Genomic DNA, 15,444 nt, shown 5'->3' with positions numbered 1-15,444 from the left:
AGAAGAAAAAAGAAAAGCTATTTAATTGCAGGAAAGTACCACCAGCGAGCTATCAAACGCTGGTGGTGTGAAGAATGATTACTTATTAACCATGATATCAAGGATTTGAACATCAGTATGGGTCATCGCCCCATTCGCTAGTGCTGACAAGTTACGAATAGTGCTATCAACATCATCCGCCACAATGCCTTCACAGCCTGTAACTCGAATACCATCTAATGCCATTAATGCCGATTTCACCGCCGAGCCTGCTGCAGAAGAGACTTTCATCGCACAGCTTGCTTTTGCACCATCACAAATGATGCCCGTAATATCACCGATCATGCTACAAATCGCGGCACTGATCTGTTCAAAGTTACCACCTAATAGCCATGTAATACCTGATACCGCACCCATTGATGCCGTGGTTGCACCGCACAATGCCGATAACTTGTTTTGATGACTCTTAATATAAATCGCCATTAGATGAGACAGCATCAAGGCTCGAATTAAATGTTCGCGATCAGCGTTAATAAAATCAGCAACCACAACCACAGGCATGGTCGCGGCAATACCTTGGTTACCAGAGCCAGAGTTACTCATCGCAGGCTTCATTGCACCGCCCATACGCGCATCAGAAGCGGCAGCAGTACGGCGTAAAACATCCGTTAATAGACCGCCAGAGAGTAAACCACGATCAACATTGCGCTGGAACGTTGCGCCAATTTCTAACCCGTATTTGCTGTTTAACCCTTCATGCGATAGCGCATCGTTAAGCTCGAAGGCTTGTTCAATAAACGCAATATCGTCAAGCGGTGCTTGGGTGGCAAAATCAAATACATCTTGCGCACACGTATCAATAAAAGGATTGTGATGGTTGTCGTCAGCTTGCTTGGTTTGCGGCTGTGCTCGGAACGTCGTAATGCCATCAAGCTCAATGGCTAATACTTGGGTATGAGTATCAGCAATCGTCACCATAGCGCAGTGATCTTGGCTGTAGATACTCACTTGGGCATAAAGAATGTTGCTGACATCTGCCACACCAACACTTACTTTGTTGGCATTTAATAACGATTTAGCTTGTTCAACATCGCTGTCGGTAATGTCTTTTAATACTTCTAATTGTGCTTGGCTGTTACCTGCTAGGGCACCAATTGCAGCTGCGATGGCTAAACCTGCCATGCCAGTGCCCGGTACCATTACTCCCATGCCGTTTTTCATTAGATTTGGTGATACTTTCACTTCAATGTGAGTGATGGTGCGATCTTGTGATGGAAATTGCTCCATCGCGATAGCTGCGGCAAGCGCCACAGAAACAGGTTCGGTACAACCTAATGCAGGAACCACATCACGTTTGATCACGTTAATAAATGCAGGCCAAAGATCCGTTCTCATCACAACCACCTTTACACTCCAACAGGAGAAAAAATAAGACCAAAAGAAGAAATAGAAAGCAGGTGTTGTCCTTTATCCCTTTTATTAATAAGGGTATGGAAAACGAGGCAAATATACGCTCGATATCGAAGAAAAAAATTGCCAATTTCGGGTCAAATTGAGCTAGAAAGAGAAAGGTTTTCTCCCATTTGAACCTAAAAAAGTGCCTTTGCAAGCGATATCACATATTTTGTAGTGATGGTTTTCGCAAGGAGCTATCTTTAATTTGTATGTTTTTATGTCGAGATTGTAAGAAACATACGTTTTTAAATAAGAAATATGATTTATCGGTAGCGCAAGATAGGGGTTTATAGGTATGATCGCCGCGCAAAAATAAGGTTGATGGAAACATCAGCCTTTTATTTTTGATGAAAAGGAAAACGTTTGCGTTGCATAGCCTCAGACGTTTTTAGCTGAAAAAAGCATCGTTACATAGATTAAATAGGAATTTACCATGTCTGCTGACAGCACACATCAACGCCCATCTCATTCTGAGCCTCAAAGTAAACTGGATCGTTACTTTGAAATTTCTGCTCGTGGTAGCAATGTTAAACAGGAAGTGATTGCAGGTTTAACCACCTTTTTAGCCATGGTGTATTCCGTGATTGTGGTGCCAAGCATGTTAGGTGCGGCAGGGTTTAATCAGGGCGCTGTTTTTATTGCGACCTGTTTGGTAGCAGCATTTGGTTCATTATTAATGGGCTTATGGGCACGTTTACCTATGGCCATTGGCTGTGCGATTTCATTAACGGCCTTTACTGCATTTAGCCTTGTATTAGGGCAAGGGGTGAGCATTCCAGTTGCCTTGGGCGCAGTGTTCTTAATGGGTGTAGTGTTTACCGTGATCACCGTAACAGGTGTACGTACTTGGATCATGAAGAACATGCCAAACGGCATTGCACACGGTACAGGCATTGGTATTGGTCTGTTTTTACTATTGATCGCAGCTAACGGTGTTGGCCTTGTGATCAAAAACCCAGCCGAAGGTTTACCTGTTGCGTTTGGTGATTTCACTGCATTTCCTGTGATCATGTCGATTTTGGGTCTAGCGGCAATTTTAGGTTTAGAAAAGCGTCGTGTACCGGGTGGCATTTTATTGGTGATCATTGCCATTTCTATAATCGGCTTAATCTTCGATCCAAAAGTGACGTTCCACGGTTTCTTCGCACTGCCAACATTCGGTCAAGATGGTGAATCGCTACTGGGCTCAATGGATATCATGGGCGCATTAAACCCAGTGATTTTACCAACGGTACTGGCATTGGTAATGACTGCTATTTTCGATGCAACAGGTACTATTCGCGCCGTTGCAGGACAAGCGAACTTACTTAACGAGCGTGGTCATATCATCAGTGGTGGTAAAGCCCTAACCGCAGACTCAGTAAGTAGCATCTTTGCAGGTTTCGTTGGTGGCTCACCAGCCGCAGTTTATATTGAATCAGCAGCAGGTACAGCAGCTGGCGGTAAAACAGGCTTAACCGCAACAACGGTTGGCGTATTGTTCCTGTTTATGTTGTTCTTAGCACCGCTTAGCTACCTAGTCCCTGCTTACGCAACAGCACCTGCACTTATGTATGTTGGTCTATTGATGCTAAGTAACGTAAGCAAGCTAGATATGGAAGATTCTGTTGATGCGTTATCTGGTCTATTGTGCGCCGTGTTTATCGTGCTTACCTGTAATATCGTAACAGGTATCATGCTTGGCTTTGCTGCACTAGTGGTGGGTCGCCTTATCTCTGGTGAAGTGAAAAAGCTCAATATCGGTACAGTATTAATTGCGATTGCGCTAGTCGTATTCTACGCTGGTGGCTGGGCGATTTAATCGAACCTTAGATATTTCCGTCTATACTGAATAAATAATTAAAAACCCACGCTTTGTGGGTTTTTTTATACATAAAAGCTGAAAAAACATTGTTTTTTATCTGCCAAAATGTACTATCATCGGTTCATATTATTGTATGCGTTTACATTCACAGGCGTATTTATGAAAAAGACTTTATTAACACTGTTGTTCGCATCTTGCTTCAGCACTGCAGCCAATGCATGTACGGGTATTACACTGGGTACAACAGGCAATGATCATATCCAAGCTCGTACTATCGAGTGGGGTCATAGCGATCTAAACAGTAAGCTAATTGTGTCTCCACGCGATTATAGCTACACCGCTACCATGCCAGATCAAAAGCAAGGTCTAACATGGAAGAGCAAATACGGTTTTGCTGGTATTTCAGTAAGTGATGATCGCTTCATTGCGGAAGGTATTAACGAGAAAGGTTTAACAGCAGGTCTGTTCTACTTCCGTGGTTACGGCTCTCTTGCGAAATACGATCCGAAAAACACTGCCAATAACATCACAGATATGGACTTTGTTCGCTGGATGTTAAGCCAATACTCAACAGTGGCAGAAGTTGAAGCGGCACTAAGCAAAATCAAGATTGTAACAGTGTATTTTGATGAGCAAGGTAATCCTTCGCCAACGGCACACTGGCGTGTTTCTGATAAGCAAGGCAACAGCATTGTTATCGAAATTATGGATCACGGCAAAATCAACATTCATAAGAACACCGCTAAAGTGCTAACCAACTCGCCAGACTACAACTGGCAAGTAACGAACCTAAACAACTACATTAATTTGCATCCGGGTATCAGTGCTCCGCAGAAAATTAATGGTGTAGAAGCACAATCGTTTGGTGTGGGTTCTAACTTTGTTGGTCTACCGGGTGACATTTCACCACCATCACGCTTTGTTCGTGCGGCATTCTATGTAAATAGTGCCCCTGTGATGAAAACTTCACAAGAGGCGGTATCGCAAGCGTTCCATATTCTGAACAACTTCGATATTCCAATTGGTAGTGAGTTTAACGATAAGTCGCACATTCCAGATCTACCAAGTGCGACACAGTGGACATCGGTTATAGATCAAGGCAATGGTTTGTTGTTCTACAAAACCATGCACGACAGCACTATCCGCCGTGTGGATTTATCTAAGCTAGATTTCAATGCGAAAACTGAGCACAAGCAGCCGCTAGATAACGGTAAGTTCTCTTACCAAGATGTGGTTGTGAAGTAATTCAGGCACAGGTTGAAATAAACAAAAGGGCAGAGTTTTCTGCCCTTTTTTGTGGCTGGTGGATGAGTGATTTGAATTGCTAACTCATTTTTGGAAAAAATTGGTTAGAGTATTAGTCCTATTTTGACTAACAGATATTAGGAAAAGTAATGATAGTCCTGTTAAGAGTTAACGTTACATTACTTTTTATCTAGGTGCTCGTGGACGATAATAGTTTCAATTGGATTAAGTGGTCGTGTGGAACTCACTTCATTACCATTAGATGTAACAACACCACTGTCGATAAGAAGATTTAAGATATAGTTTTTATCCTCTTTTTTCATCATGTTTACTTGTTCAAAAGGCATTTTTTCATAAGCTGTGACATAACTTTTGAGTCCGTCTTCACCGATAGGAGCCTTGCTAACTTCACATTGTTTGTTTTCAATACTTATAGCTTGAGTTTCAATAAAGGTATTTACATCAGAGCCATCGAGGACGATGATTTTTCCATCTATATAATGGGGAAAGCCATTTAACTTTTCATAGTTTATTGAGTTTTCAAGTTCTTTAAATCCCGCACCCTCAATATTAAGGTTATGATTTACAGCTTCAAAATAGAGGTCTACTGTAAAGTTGAATAAAGCTGGATATATATCTACATATTTCCCATAGTTGATGGTTACTTCTTTCAAATACCTTATCGTCTGTTTCGATTTTAGATTACGTATTGCATAATCGACCACTTCACGAGGCAACAAGCTCATGAGTTGAACTTCAGCATGCACCATTGTTACAGATGCAAGAGAAATAGCTTTAGAAGAATTAAGTAACTCTGATTCGTGAGTAGCAAAATTTCTTAGCGCTTTTAGAGCTCGATAACGTTTGTTTTTGCCAAAATTAACCGCTTTTACTTTTTCTAATTTCTCGCATGCACTGCACATTACAGAGAGTAACTCTTTAAGATCATCTGCATCCGATGAAGCACAGTACTTGAAATATTTGTTGAAGAATCGGGATAATTCTATTTCACAACTTTTTAGAGGGGTCATGATAAAAACTCATTATTAATACTGCTGCGTATTTTAATCGAGTTAGTTCACCTATGGAATGAGTTTCACAATTAACAGTTTATTAATTAGCATTCTTACTTTTACATAAAGGTGCATGCATTAATTACAATATTCATTTCGTTTATAAACATCATGAACTTAAATCGCAGCTTTTATCTTTTAAAGTGTTTTTATGGATAAAGAGTGTAAAAATCGTAACGCAAGATACGAAAAAACCCCGATTGGTAGTCGAGGTTTTTTCTATTACGTACAAAGCGCACGCGATCCAACGAAATCCAATATATGATAATTGACAGGGTAGTGCAATACATATTGAAGTCAGGCGGCGTATTATACTGATATTTCAGCACAGGAATAGTCATAAAATAATTATTTTTTATAGTGTTATCAGTGTATTGTGCGTGCCTAATTTTACAGATATACTCCGCAAACTGGTTGAGCGTATGCAAGTTTAGACTTCCACTTACCTGAATGGTAATTATTATACAAACAGCGAGCAAAAATACGTAATGACCGTAGAAATACCGTCTTAACGAAATTTTCTTAGCAGAGTTTTAGGCAATAAGCCAAGTCTGTTTGCAGCGAGTGGTGTCGGCAAATACGCCCAAATCGGAAGTCGGGCGCACGCGATTCAACAGTCAGCAGGAAACCTACTTGGCGAATCCAAGGGCGAACTAGGCGAGTCCAGTCTTCCTCCTAACCAGAGGAATTGTACAATGAAACCTTACCCTAAGTGGAAAGAAGAAGTTGGCAAATTACTGTGTGGTGCGCTTGCGAAAGCTATCCTCAGTAAGTTGTTCATGATGTTTTAAGCATCATTTGGCGATTTAAGACGATCTAGCCCCGTTGCTTTTGCTTCGGGGCTTTTTTCTATATGTCATTTTAATATTTTCTCATCACAGAACTAAAGAAATGTATTTAGTAATCCTTTTACTCACCCTCTCAGACATTAATAAAGTCAAAAAGTAAAACTAATCCAAAATCACGTTAATTCGATATAAATGAGTATTAGGTCTAACAAGTAATGGGGCAATTACTCTGTAGGACAATAGTGGTTATTTTTTAGCTGATTTTAAGCCGTATTGTTCTAATTAAACCATCTCGCTTTAATTCAAATATTGTCTATTGGTAATGTTGGGTTGAAGTTATTTTAAAATCACTTGTTAGATCGTGTACCTGAAACTAATGTGACTATAGTGATGAGTTTTTTAGTGATAAATGATATGACTATGAGAGTTTTAACGAATATTTCAGTAAGTCTTGCTGAATTTAAAGCAAACCCAATGAATGTTGTAGATAAGTCAAATGGGGAGGCTGTCGCTGTACTTAACGGTAATAAGACTGCATTTTATTGTGTGCCTGTCGAAGAATTTGAAAGGATGATCGACAAGCTTGAAGATCTGGAATTACTTACTGTTGCTAAAGAACGTGAATCTGAAGAGAGTATTTCGGTCAATATTGATGATCTATAAACTTAATTTTCGCAATGTGATGAAACGTCTTGATAATAACTATCATGATCTTAATTAATATTTTCCCCACAAAACAAAAAGCCTCACAGTGAACATTCACCATGAGGCTTTTTTGTCATTTTTAGCTCAGATTACCAAGTGTATTTAATACCTGTGCGGTAACGTGTTTGGCGGTTATCGGTGTAACGGCTTTGGCTTACGTTACCCACTTCAATAAATGGACGCCACATGGTGCCTTCTGCGGTTTTGTAGGTGTACATCAAGCGGAAGTTATGTAGGTAGTTAGTGTCTTTATCATCAAATTGTGGCAGTGCGCCGCTTTCCATTTCTTTCCATACTTGGAATTCGTATTGGAAATCCCAGTCATTGGTGTTGTAGCCAAGCCAGAAGTCAGCTTGTTGAATTTTAGATACATAAGCTTCGCCAGCAGTGTTGTTCATGCTGTAGTCCCAAAGTTTCCACTTGTAACGACCTTGCACACGAATACCGTTATCGAAGCGGTAATTTAAACGTGCGTATGGCACATACACTAAACCATCTGAAGTGAAATCTAGCGACAAGCCACCAATACCGACCAAGTTAGGGTTGAGTTTGGTGTAGTAAAACGCTGAGAATTCAGAGCCGTTCATGGTCATGCCATCGAACATGGTGTCTTTTTGATCGTTGTTATAACGTGCGTCTAATTCAAAGCCGATGTTCTTGCCGGTATCTAAGAAAGCCTTAATGCGATCACCATGTTTTTTTGCACCATCACGGTATTCGTGGCGGTATTCAATAGTGGTTTTATAATCGTTCGCAAAGGTGAAGCCAGAAGCTGAAACTAGGGTAGTTGCTAGCAGTACTTTAGTAATGGTGTTCATGGATTGTCCTTAATTTATATTAATGTGCTTACGCTTGGTTATTGTTGTGATGCGGCGTAAACATGTGTTGTTTAGGGTTTAAAACGCGATGGAACAGGGATCATAAATACGCATTGGCACTGTGTGCGGGAACGGTTGTTGGTCGCCACGGATCGCCAGTGTGCTCAAGCCAAGGGATTAACTCGTCTTGAATTAATTTCTCAATCAGCATTGGGTTTGCTGCGGCAATATTTTCCATTTGATAAGGATCGATCTGGTTATCGTGCAGCACGTAAGTCAAAGGTTTACCGACTTTACGATCGATCATTAAGGTGTAGCGTGAGGTGCGGATACCACGTCGACCATAAGACTGACCGCCATACGGCATAAAGGTGTAGAACTGGGAGCTTGGCTCTTTATCGCCTTTGATACCTTTAATGGTGTTGGCGAAGTTTGTGCCTTCTACGGTATCTGGGATCAGATCTTCCATGCCCATTAAACCTAATAAGGTTGGGTAAATATCAGGGGCAGAGAACAGTAGATCATGTTGTTGTGCGTTGATCTTACCCGGCCAGCGGAAAATCATTGGAATACGCATCGCTTCATCGTAGTGAACGTTTTTGGTTGGCTGACCATTTGAGCCCATACAACAACCGTGATCAGAGAAGAACACCACAAGCGTATCTTCAGTTAGGTTTAAGCGATCTAGCTCATCAATAATGCGTCCGAATTGCTCATCAACGCCGTTAACCATCGCCATGTACTCTTTAAAGTATTTAGGGCCATAGCCTTCTTGATAGGCTTTATCCCATTGTACGTTCGGGCGGTTATTCAGCTGTTGTGAGGTTTTGCCACTAAAACGATCAAGGTATTTTTGTGGTACTTGATCATAAGGAGAATGTGGCGGGTTCATGGAAACCACTAGGGTAAATGGCTGTGAGCTATCACGGTATTGACCGTTTTCATTGCGTAAGTATTTGATCGCAATATCAGCTTCGTGCTCAGGGCTCCATTGATTGATATGTAGTGGCTTATCTCGTGGGGTTTCATTCGTCCAATAGATTGGATTCATGTGTAAGTCATACGTACCGTAGGCATACCAGAAATCAAAGCCATGACGACGATCTGGGGCTGTCCAATCGTTCCAGTAACGTCCTTCCATTGGGTTATTGTAACTTGGTACAAACGGCGTTTCTGGCGCATCTAAGTGCCATTTGCCAATGTAACCCATGCTGTAGCCTTGTTGTTTCAGTAGATCAGACCAAGTGACGGTGCTTTTCTTTAGCTCAATACCAAAGTCTTTACCGCCAAATTGCCCTTCAACACCAGTATGGCTATTGCCTTGAATACCGTTGCGATACGGGTATTGCCCTGTCATTAACATGCCGCGAAATGGGGTACATAACGGGAAGTTAGAAACCGCTTGGCGTAGTACGGTACTTTGACGGGCAAATTTATCTAAATTTGGCGTCATGGATGGGTCTTGTTGCATGAAGCCTAAAGCGTGCGTACGAAATTCATCAGGAAAGATGATGACGAGGTTTGGCTTTTTTTGTGAGCCGCTTGCGCTTGTTTTCGGTGATGTCGCTGCTTGGGTGTAGCCAGCCGACAAAGTTGCAGCAACAGCGCCACTGGCAGCCATTCCTTTTAGTAATCCCCTACGTGATATAGACATTAACAAATCCTTATTAATTGAAAATATATATTGCGAGAGTATTTGTGCTTTGAATTGCTTCGGATCGTAAGGTAATGAAAGTAAATTGACTGCGTTATTGATCACATAAAAGAAAATGAAAGCTAAAAGATGTAATTATTTGCTCTGTTGCACTGATAAATTTCGTTAAGTCTAGGTATTTTATAAATTTAGATGATAGGAGAGTTGGTTTATTGACTTTCGTTCTATATGATAGAAGCACTTCCGTAATGTTACGTAAGATAAAAATGAAACATATCGAAAGATTGTGAAAGGGTTCAAAAGTTTTATCTTTCTGCGTTGTGACATTGTTTTTTAGGTGTAAGCTGAATTCGAAATCAAATGAAAGCTAGTAGTTTGGTTTCACAAGGAGACAAAAGTGAAAAGTGCAATCGAAAGGCGAATGGAAATCGTCACCGTGGTTAATCAAGATGGTAAAGCCCGTGTTGAGGATCTCGCCGAAAAATTTAATGTCTCAAGTGTCACTATTCGCAGTGATCTGAGTTTCTTAGAAAAGAATGGTTATGTGGTGCGTTCTCATGGTGCTGCAATTCCAAACTCAGGTGTGATTGCTGAATTAACGATTCATGAAAAGCGTCGTAATAATGCCGGAGTTAAATCTCTTCTTGGAAAAGCGGCTGCTCAACTGATCCATAGTGGTGACACAGTCATTCTAGATTCTGGGACAACAACAAGAGAAATCGCCGCCAGTTTAAAGGCGATGGATAACGTTGTTGTCATGACTAACGGTCTGGATGTGGCAATGGAGTTATCTTCAGCACCCGGTGTTGAGGTTTTGATGTCAGGTGGTGTTCTTCGTAAAGAAGCACTGTCTTTTTCGGGCTCACAAGCAGAAGCTGGCCTTAAAAATTACCGCTTTGATAAGGTGTTTTTAGGGGTTGATGGTTTCGATTTGCGAGCAGGTATCACCACACACAGCGAACAAGAAGCGAGTTTAAATCGTTTGATGTGTGAAATTTCTGAACAAGTGATTGCGGTGGCGGATTCTTCTAAGTTTGGTAAGCGTAGCTGCCACATGATCCGCGAGTTTGGAAATATTGATATCTTGGTAACAGATTCCGGTATCCCTGAAGATTACCTTGCTGGTCTTCGTGATATGCGCGTTGAAGTTATTATTGTCGAAAAGGAAAACTGACCATTAACTCCATGATCACATTACAGATGTTGATTGTGGAGTTAATTAATGAACACCCTGCAAAGCCTCGTTCAACGTCACAAAGCTGGAAGCCAAGTCGGTATTTATGCGGTGTGTTCTGCACACCCTCTGGTTATTGATGCGGCTATTCTTCAAGCACAAAATGACAATTCTGTCTTGTTGATCGAAGCGACTTCCAACCAAGTTGATCAATTTGGTGGTTATACAGGTATGACGCCTGTGGACTTTCGCAATTTCGTTTTAGCGAAAGCCAAGCATTACGATTTCCCTTCATCTAACGTCATTTTCGGTGGCGATCATTTAGGTCCTAATCGCTGGCAACACCTACCTGCTGAAGAAGCGATGCAAAAATCAGAAGATCTGATCGCCGCTTACGTCAGTGCTGGTTTTAAGAAAATCCATTTAGATTGCAGCATGGCGTGTGCTGATGATGTTAGCCCGTTATCGGATGAGACTGTGGCACAGCGTGCGGCACGTTTAGCTGTGGTTGCGGAAAGCACAGCAATAGCGACTTTCGGTGCAAGCGATTTGGTTTACGTGATTGGTACAGAAGTACCAGTACCGGGCGGTGCTGCTGAAACCTTGAATACGGTCGATGTCACTTCACCGCAAGCCGCAACGAAAACAATCGAAACCCATCGTAACGCATTTGAATCTTTCAATATTGGTCATATTTGGTCAAGAGTGATTGGTTTAGTGGTGCAACCTGGGGTGGAATTTGATCATATTGGGGTTATTGATTATTGCTCAGAAAAAGCAAATTTACTGAGTAAGGTTGTCGATGATTATCCGCAAATGGTGTTTGAAGCCCACTCAACTGATTACCAAACTCAGCAAGCGTATAACGAACTGGTTCGCGATCATTTTGCCATTTTAAAAGTAGGCCCTGCACTGACGTTTGCGATGCGTGAAGCCCTGTTTAATTTGTGCGAAATCGAAGCTGAAATTATTCCCAAAGCCCATTGCTCTAATTTGCGCGAGTTAATCGAAACTCGGATGTGTGAAGCACCAGAGCATTGGCAAAAGTATTACCACGGCAGTGAATCTGAGCAGCGTTTTTCTCGTTGTTTTAGTTTCAGTGATCGGATGCGTTATTACTGGCCTGATGATGTGATTAATCAGGCGCAAGCCACCTTATTTAGAAATTTATCTCGGGTCGATATTCCGTTGCCCCTTCTTAGTCAATATATGCCAATGCAGTTTCAACATGTCCGTGAAGGATTGATCTCGTTAGATCCTAACTCATTGGTATTAGACACAATTTGTCAAGTATTACGTGCTTATTCAAAAGCATGTTCAGAACAAGTAGTCGTAGAGGTTTAAACACATGGAACAGTATTTAGGTTATTCAGAGTCAGATTTAGCGCAGTTATCAGGATATTGGACTGCTAAAGAGATCTCTCAGCAGCCGGAGAGTTGGCTAAGAACCAATGCGATTATTCAAGAGTGCCAAATGCAAATTCGTGACTTTATGGATAAGGCATTTTCACACCCGAATTTACGCATTGTTTTAACTGGCGCAGGGACATCTGCTTTTGCTGGACGTTCATTGGCACTTGGGCTTTCTCAGCATTTAAAGCGTCGTGTTGAAGCGGTATCAACTACCGATATCGTGTCCAATCCTAACCAGTGTTTTGCGGAAGATATTCCAACGCTGCTGGTGTCATTTGCTCGCTCTGGTAATAGCCCAGAAAGTGTGGCGGCAGTTGAGCTTGCTAATCAAACATTGTCGCAGTGTTACCACCTGGTACTGACCTGTAATGGGGAAGGAAAGTTATACAAACGTTGCAAGAATGATGCGCAATCATTTGCACTTCTAATGCCAAGCGAAACAAATGATCAATCTTTTGCCATGACATCAAGTTTTTCATCAATGATGCTGGCGGCTTTTTCGGTTTTAATGTATGACAACGTTTACACGAAAGATATCGAAAGCATTTGTAAGTGTTCTGTGGGTTTGATCAAAGATTTAAATCAACAAATCAAGGATACTGCTAACCATAGCTTCGAAAGGGTTATTTATTTAGGCAGTGGTGGCCTACAAGGACTCGCACAAGAGTCGGCGCTGAAATTACTGGAGCTGACCGCAGGTAAAGTGGTTGCGATGTACGATTCGCCATTAGGCTTCCGCCACGGTCCTAAATCGATTGTGAATGAGAACACCATGATTGTGGTTTTCATCAGTAATGACCCATATACCCGTAAATATGATCTGGATCTGTTAGCTGAAATTTGCCGCGATAACATCGCAGCGCATGTGGTTGCCATTACGGCACAAGCGGATGCACTTGAAACGCAAGCTGAAGTGATTCAAGTACCGAACATGGATGATGTGACAGATATTGAATTGCTTTTCCCTTACATGCTGTATGCGCAAATGTACTCGTTCCACCGTTCACTTGCGCTTGGGAATACACCTGATAACCCATGTCCTACTGGAGAAGTTAACCGTGTAGTACAAGGAGTTACTATCCATTATTTATATGATTATTTGAAATAATTACGAAAGGTAGAACTATCATGACAACGCCAAATATTGTATGGACACGAATTGATGAACGTTTGCTACATGGTCAAATTCGTATTACGTGGGGTAAACATTCTGGTGCAAACCTTATTCTGGTTGCTAATGACGATGCCGCTGAAGGCCCAAATGCTGCTTTCATGCAGGCGGGTATGAAAGCATCAGCAGGTGGTGAATATGCGGTTCGTTTCTTCTCGATTCAAAAAACCATTGATGTGATCCACAAAGCATCAGCACAACAAAAAATCTTCATCCTTTGTAATAACCCAACTGACGTTGCACGTTTAGTGGAAGGTGGTGTGCCAATTACACATTGTAATGTTGGCAACATGCACTACCACGAAGGTAAACGCCAAATTAATAAAACGGTCTCTGTGGATGACAAAGACATCAATGCGTTCGAACGCATGGTGGCAAAAGGGGTAACGTGTACGATTCAAAATACCCCAGATCAAAACCCAATCAATGTACTTGAACTGGCGATGAGCGCGGCATAACAGCGACAGCCTAATCCAAACGTGTAATTAAGGAAAGAATCATGTTTTTAGAAGCTACGTTAGTAGCGGTATGGGCATTTTTCTGTGGTATCGATAAATACGATGTCGCATTAAACATTCACCGTCCGCTGATCACAGGGCCAGTTGTTGGCTTCATTATGGGCGACATGCAAATTGGTTTGATCGCTGGTGCAACACTGGAATTAGCATGGTTAGGTCTCGTGCCTAACGCAGGTGCTCAGCCGCCAGATGTCACCCTAGGTACGATTGCAGCAGTTGCTTTTGCGGTAATGACAGGTCAATCAGCAGAAGTGGCAATGGGTGTCGGTATGCCGATTGCGGTATTGATGCAGATGTTGGTGATTGGTTTCTTCGCAATGACATCATTCACTATGGGTAAAGCGGATCGCTATGCAGAGCGTGGAGATTCTGCTGGTATCGATAAGCTACTTATCACCACCATTTCGTTACGTGCGCTGCTCTATGCCTTAGTTGCCTTCATCACCGTTTACTTTGGTGAGCATGCCGCAACCTGGATTGATGAAAATGCACCAAAAGCGTTACTAACAGGTCTTGGTATTGGCGCGAAAATGGTTCCTGCGATTGGTTTTGCGATGCTACTTAAAATCATGTGGTCAAAAGAAGTGGCAGGTGTGTTCTTCATTGGCTTCGTAATGACAACGTACCTAAAACTACCAATCATGGCTGTCGCAATTATCGGCGCATCCATTGCAGCACTTTACTACTTCTTTAGCGGTTCAAACAACGGTGGCTCAAACAACCAAGTAGAGGAATTTGAAGATGGCATCTGATATCACTGCGGGCACACTTCGCGATAAAAACACGGAACAACATGTCAATTTGGTTGATGATATCGATGCATACCAAGACACCACACCACGTAAAGTGATCACTAAAAAAGATCTGTGGTTATGTTCAATCCGCGGCTTATTCATGGAAGGTAACTTTAACTTCGAACGTATGCAGGCTGGTGGCTTTGCTTACTCGATTATTCCAGCGTTAAAGAAAATCCACGGTAACAATAAAGCGGACTTGGCAAAGGCATTAAAGAACCATCTTCAGTTTTTCAATGCGTCACCGAAATTGTTCACCTTCTTGCTTGGTACTGCCATTGCGATGGAAGAGAACAAAGAAAAGCCATCAACAGTGAACGTAATGAAAGTCGCTGGTATGGGACCAACAGGTGGTATCGGTGATGCTATCGACCACATGACTTTGATGCCATTAACCCTAGCGTTAGGTGCGTCAATTGCAATGGAAGGTTCGATTGCAGGTCCGTTCGTGTTCTTCTTCTTGTACCAAATTGTTCACTTTGCAGTGTACTTCGGTTTGATGTTCATGGGCTATAAAGCAGGTACTGCTGCAATGGTGAACATGAGTGATTCAACCGAGAAGCTGGCAAAAGCGGCCAATATTATGGGTATCTTCGTGATTGGTGCGCTCTCCGCCACCTTTATCAAGGTACAGACCACCGCCTCGGTCGAACTGGGTGGCAAGGTGGTCGAGCTGCAATCGGCACTGTTCGATAAGATCATGCCAAACCTGCTACCACTGGCGTTAGTGTTCTTTATGCTCAAGCTGGTGAAGGGAACAGGTTTCTGGGCTAAACCGCCAGTGCTGATTTTCTCAACCCTAGCTGCCGGTGTTATCGGTCACTTAATCGGTATTTTGTAACATATCCACATC

The 15,444-nt window shown here is 42.0% G+C and carries 13 protein-coding genes; 9 read left to right on the top strand and 4 right to left on the bottom strand.

All coding sequences use genetic code 11. The features are described from left to right. Positions 1–78 precede the first annotated feature (78 nt). Positions 79–1,374: an L-cysteine desulfidase family protein gene (locus Q7657_RS01015; protein ID WP_107166488.1), complete on the bottom strand. Its 1,296-nt coding sequence runs from the start codon at positions 1,372–1,374 to the stop codon at positions 79–81. A gap of 493 nt (positions 1,375–1,867) precedes the next feature. Here Q7657_RS01015 and Q7657_RS01010 point away from each other — a divergent pair, with 493 nt between their 5' ends. Further along, positions 1,868–3,235 (top strand): NCS2 family permease, encoded by a 1,368-nt coding sequence (locus tag Q7657_RS01010; RefSeq protein ID WP_053986702.1) that lies wholly within the window; start codon positions 1,868–1,870, stop codon positions 3,233–3,235. A gap of 162 nt (positions 3,236–3,397) precedes the next feature. Next, complete coding sequence (locus Q7657_RS01005; RefSeq protein WP_107166487.1) at positions 3,398–4,483, top strand: linear amide C-N hydrolase; 1,086 nt, start codon at positions 3,398–3,400, stop codon at positions 4,481–4,483. A gap of 179 nt (positions 4,484–4,662) precedes the next feature. Here the strand turns inward: Q7657_RS01005 and Q7657_RS01000 are convergent, their stop codons facing one another. Next, positions 4,663–5,514 carry a hypothetical protein gene (locus tag Q7657_RS01000; protein WP_107166486.1) on the bottom strand — a complete coding sequence of 284 codons (852 nt, stop codon included), beginning with the start codon at positions 5,512–5,514 and terminating at the stop codon, positions 4,663–4,665. Between the two features lie 1,244 nt (positions 5,515–6,758). Between Q7657_RS01000 and Q7657_RS00995 the strand changes: the two genes are divergently transcribed. Beyond that, positions 6,759–7,007: a type II toxin-antitoxin system Phd/YefM family antitoxin gene (locus tag Q7657_RS00995; RefSeq protein ID WP_107166506.1), complete on the top strand. Its 249-nt coding sequence runs from the start codon at positions 6,759–6,761 to the stop codon at positions 7,005–7,007. Positions 7,008–7,138: 131 nt separating this feature from the next. Here Q7657_RS00995 and Q7657_RS00990 read toward each other — a convergent pair whose 3' ends face one another. Beyond that, the gene (locus tag Q7657_RS00990) at positions 7,139–7,867 is read right to left on the bottom strand and encodes an oligogalacturonate-specific porin KdgM family protein (RefSeq protein ID WP_023935004.1); all 729 of its coding nucleotides are present in this window, start codon (positions 7,865–7,867) and stop codon (positions 7,139–7,141) included. A 100-nt stretch (positions 7,868–7,967) separates the two neighbouring features. Beyond that, positions 7,968–9,521, bottom strand: coding sequence for a sulfatase family protein (locus tag Q7657_RS00985; RefSeq protein WP_107166485.1), 1,554 nt, complete (start codon positions 9,519–9,521; stop codon positions 7,968–7,970). A gap of 397 nt (positions 9,522–9,918) precedes the next feature. Here Q7657_RS00985 and agaR point away from each other — a divergent pair, with 397 nt between their 5' ends. Genes agaR through Q7657_RS00955 form a run of 6 tightly spaced genes read left to right on the top strand, consistent with a single transcriptional unit; the run spans position 9,919 to position 15,432 of the window. Beyond that, positions 9,919–10,695, top strand: a complete 777-nt coding sequence (agaR, locus tag Q7657_RS00980) for a transcriptional repressor AgaR (RefSeq protein ID WP_107166484.1) — start codon at positions 9,919–9,921, stop codon at positions 10,693–10,695. Between the two features lie 48 nt (positions 10,696–10,743). Beyond that, the gene (kbaZ, locus tag Q7657_RS00975; protein WP_107166483.1) at positions 10,744–12,039 is read left to right on the top strand and encodes a tagatose-bisphosphate aldolase subunit KbaZ; all 1,296 of its coding nucleotides are present in this window, start codon (positions 10,744–10,746) and stop codon (positions 12,037–12,039) included. A gap of 4 nt (positions 12,040–12,043) precedes the next feature. Then, positions 12,044–13,216 carry an SIS domain-containing protein gene (locus Q7657_RS00970; protein WP_107166482.1) on the top strand — a complete coding sequence of 391 codons (1,173 nt, stop codon included), beginning with the start codon at positions 12,044–12,046 and terminating at the stop codon, positions 13,214–13,216. 20 nt (positions 13,217–13,236) lie between these two features. After that, positions 13,237–13,737, top strand: coding sequence for a PTS N-acetylgalactosamine transporter subunit IIB (agaV, locus tag Q7657_RS00965; protein WP_107166481.1), 501 nt, complete (start codon positions 13,237–13,239; stop codon positions 13,735–13,737). Between the two features lie 41 nt (positions 13,738–13,778). After that, positions 13,779–14,549 carry a PTS N-acetylgalactosamine transporter subunit IIC gene (gene agaW, locus Q7657_RS00960; protein ID WP_053986694.1) on the top strand — a complete coding sequence of 257 codons (771 nt, stop codon included), beginning with the start codon at positions 13,779–13,781 and terminating at the stop codon, positions 14,547–14,549. Further along, positions 14,539–15,432: a PTS system mannose/fructose/sorbose family transporter subunit IID gene (locus tag Q7657_RS00955; protein ID WP_107166480.1), complete on the top strand. Its 894-nt coding sequence runs from the start codon at positions 14,539–14,541 to the stop codon at positions 15,430–15,432. Before agaW ends, Q7657_RS00955 begins: the two co-directional genes overlap by 11 nt. Positions 15,433–15,444: the final 12 nt, after the last annotated feature.

The sequence above is a fragment of the Candidatus Photobacterium acropomis genome (assembly GCF_030685555.1).
GTDB lineage: Bacteria > Pseudomonadota > Gammaproteobacteria > Enterobacterales > Vibrionaceae > Photobacterium > Photobacterium lucens.
Note: the sequence above shows the minus strand (reverse complement) of the source record. Positions and strands in the feature narration are given on the sequence as shown.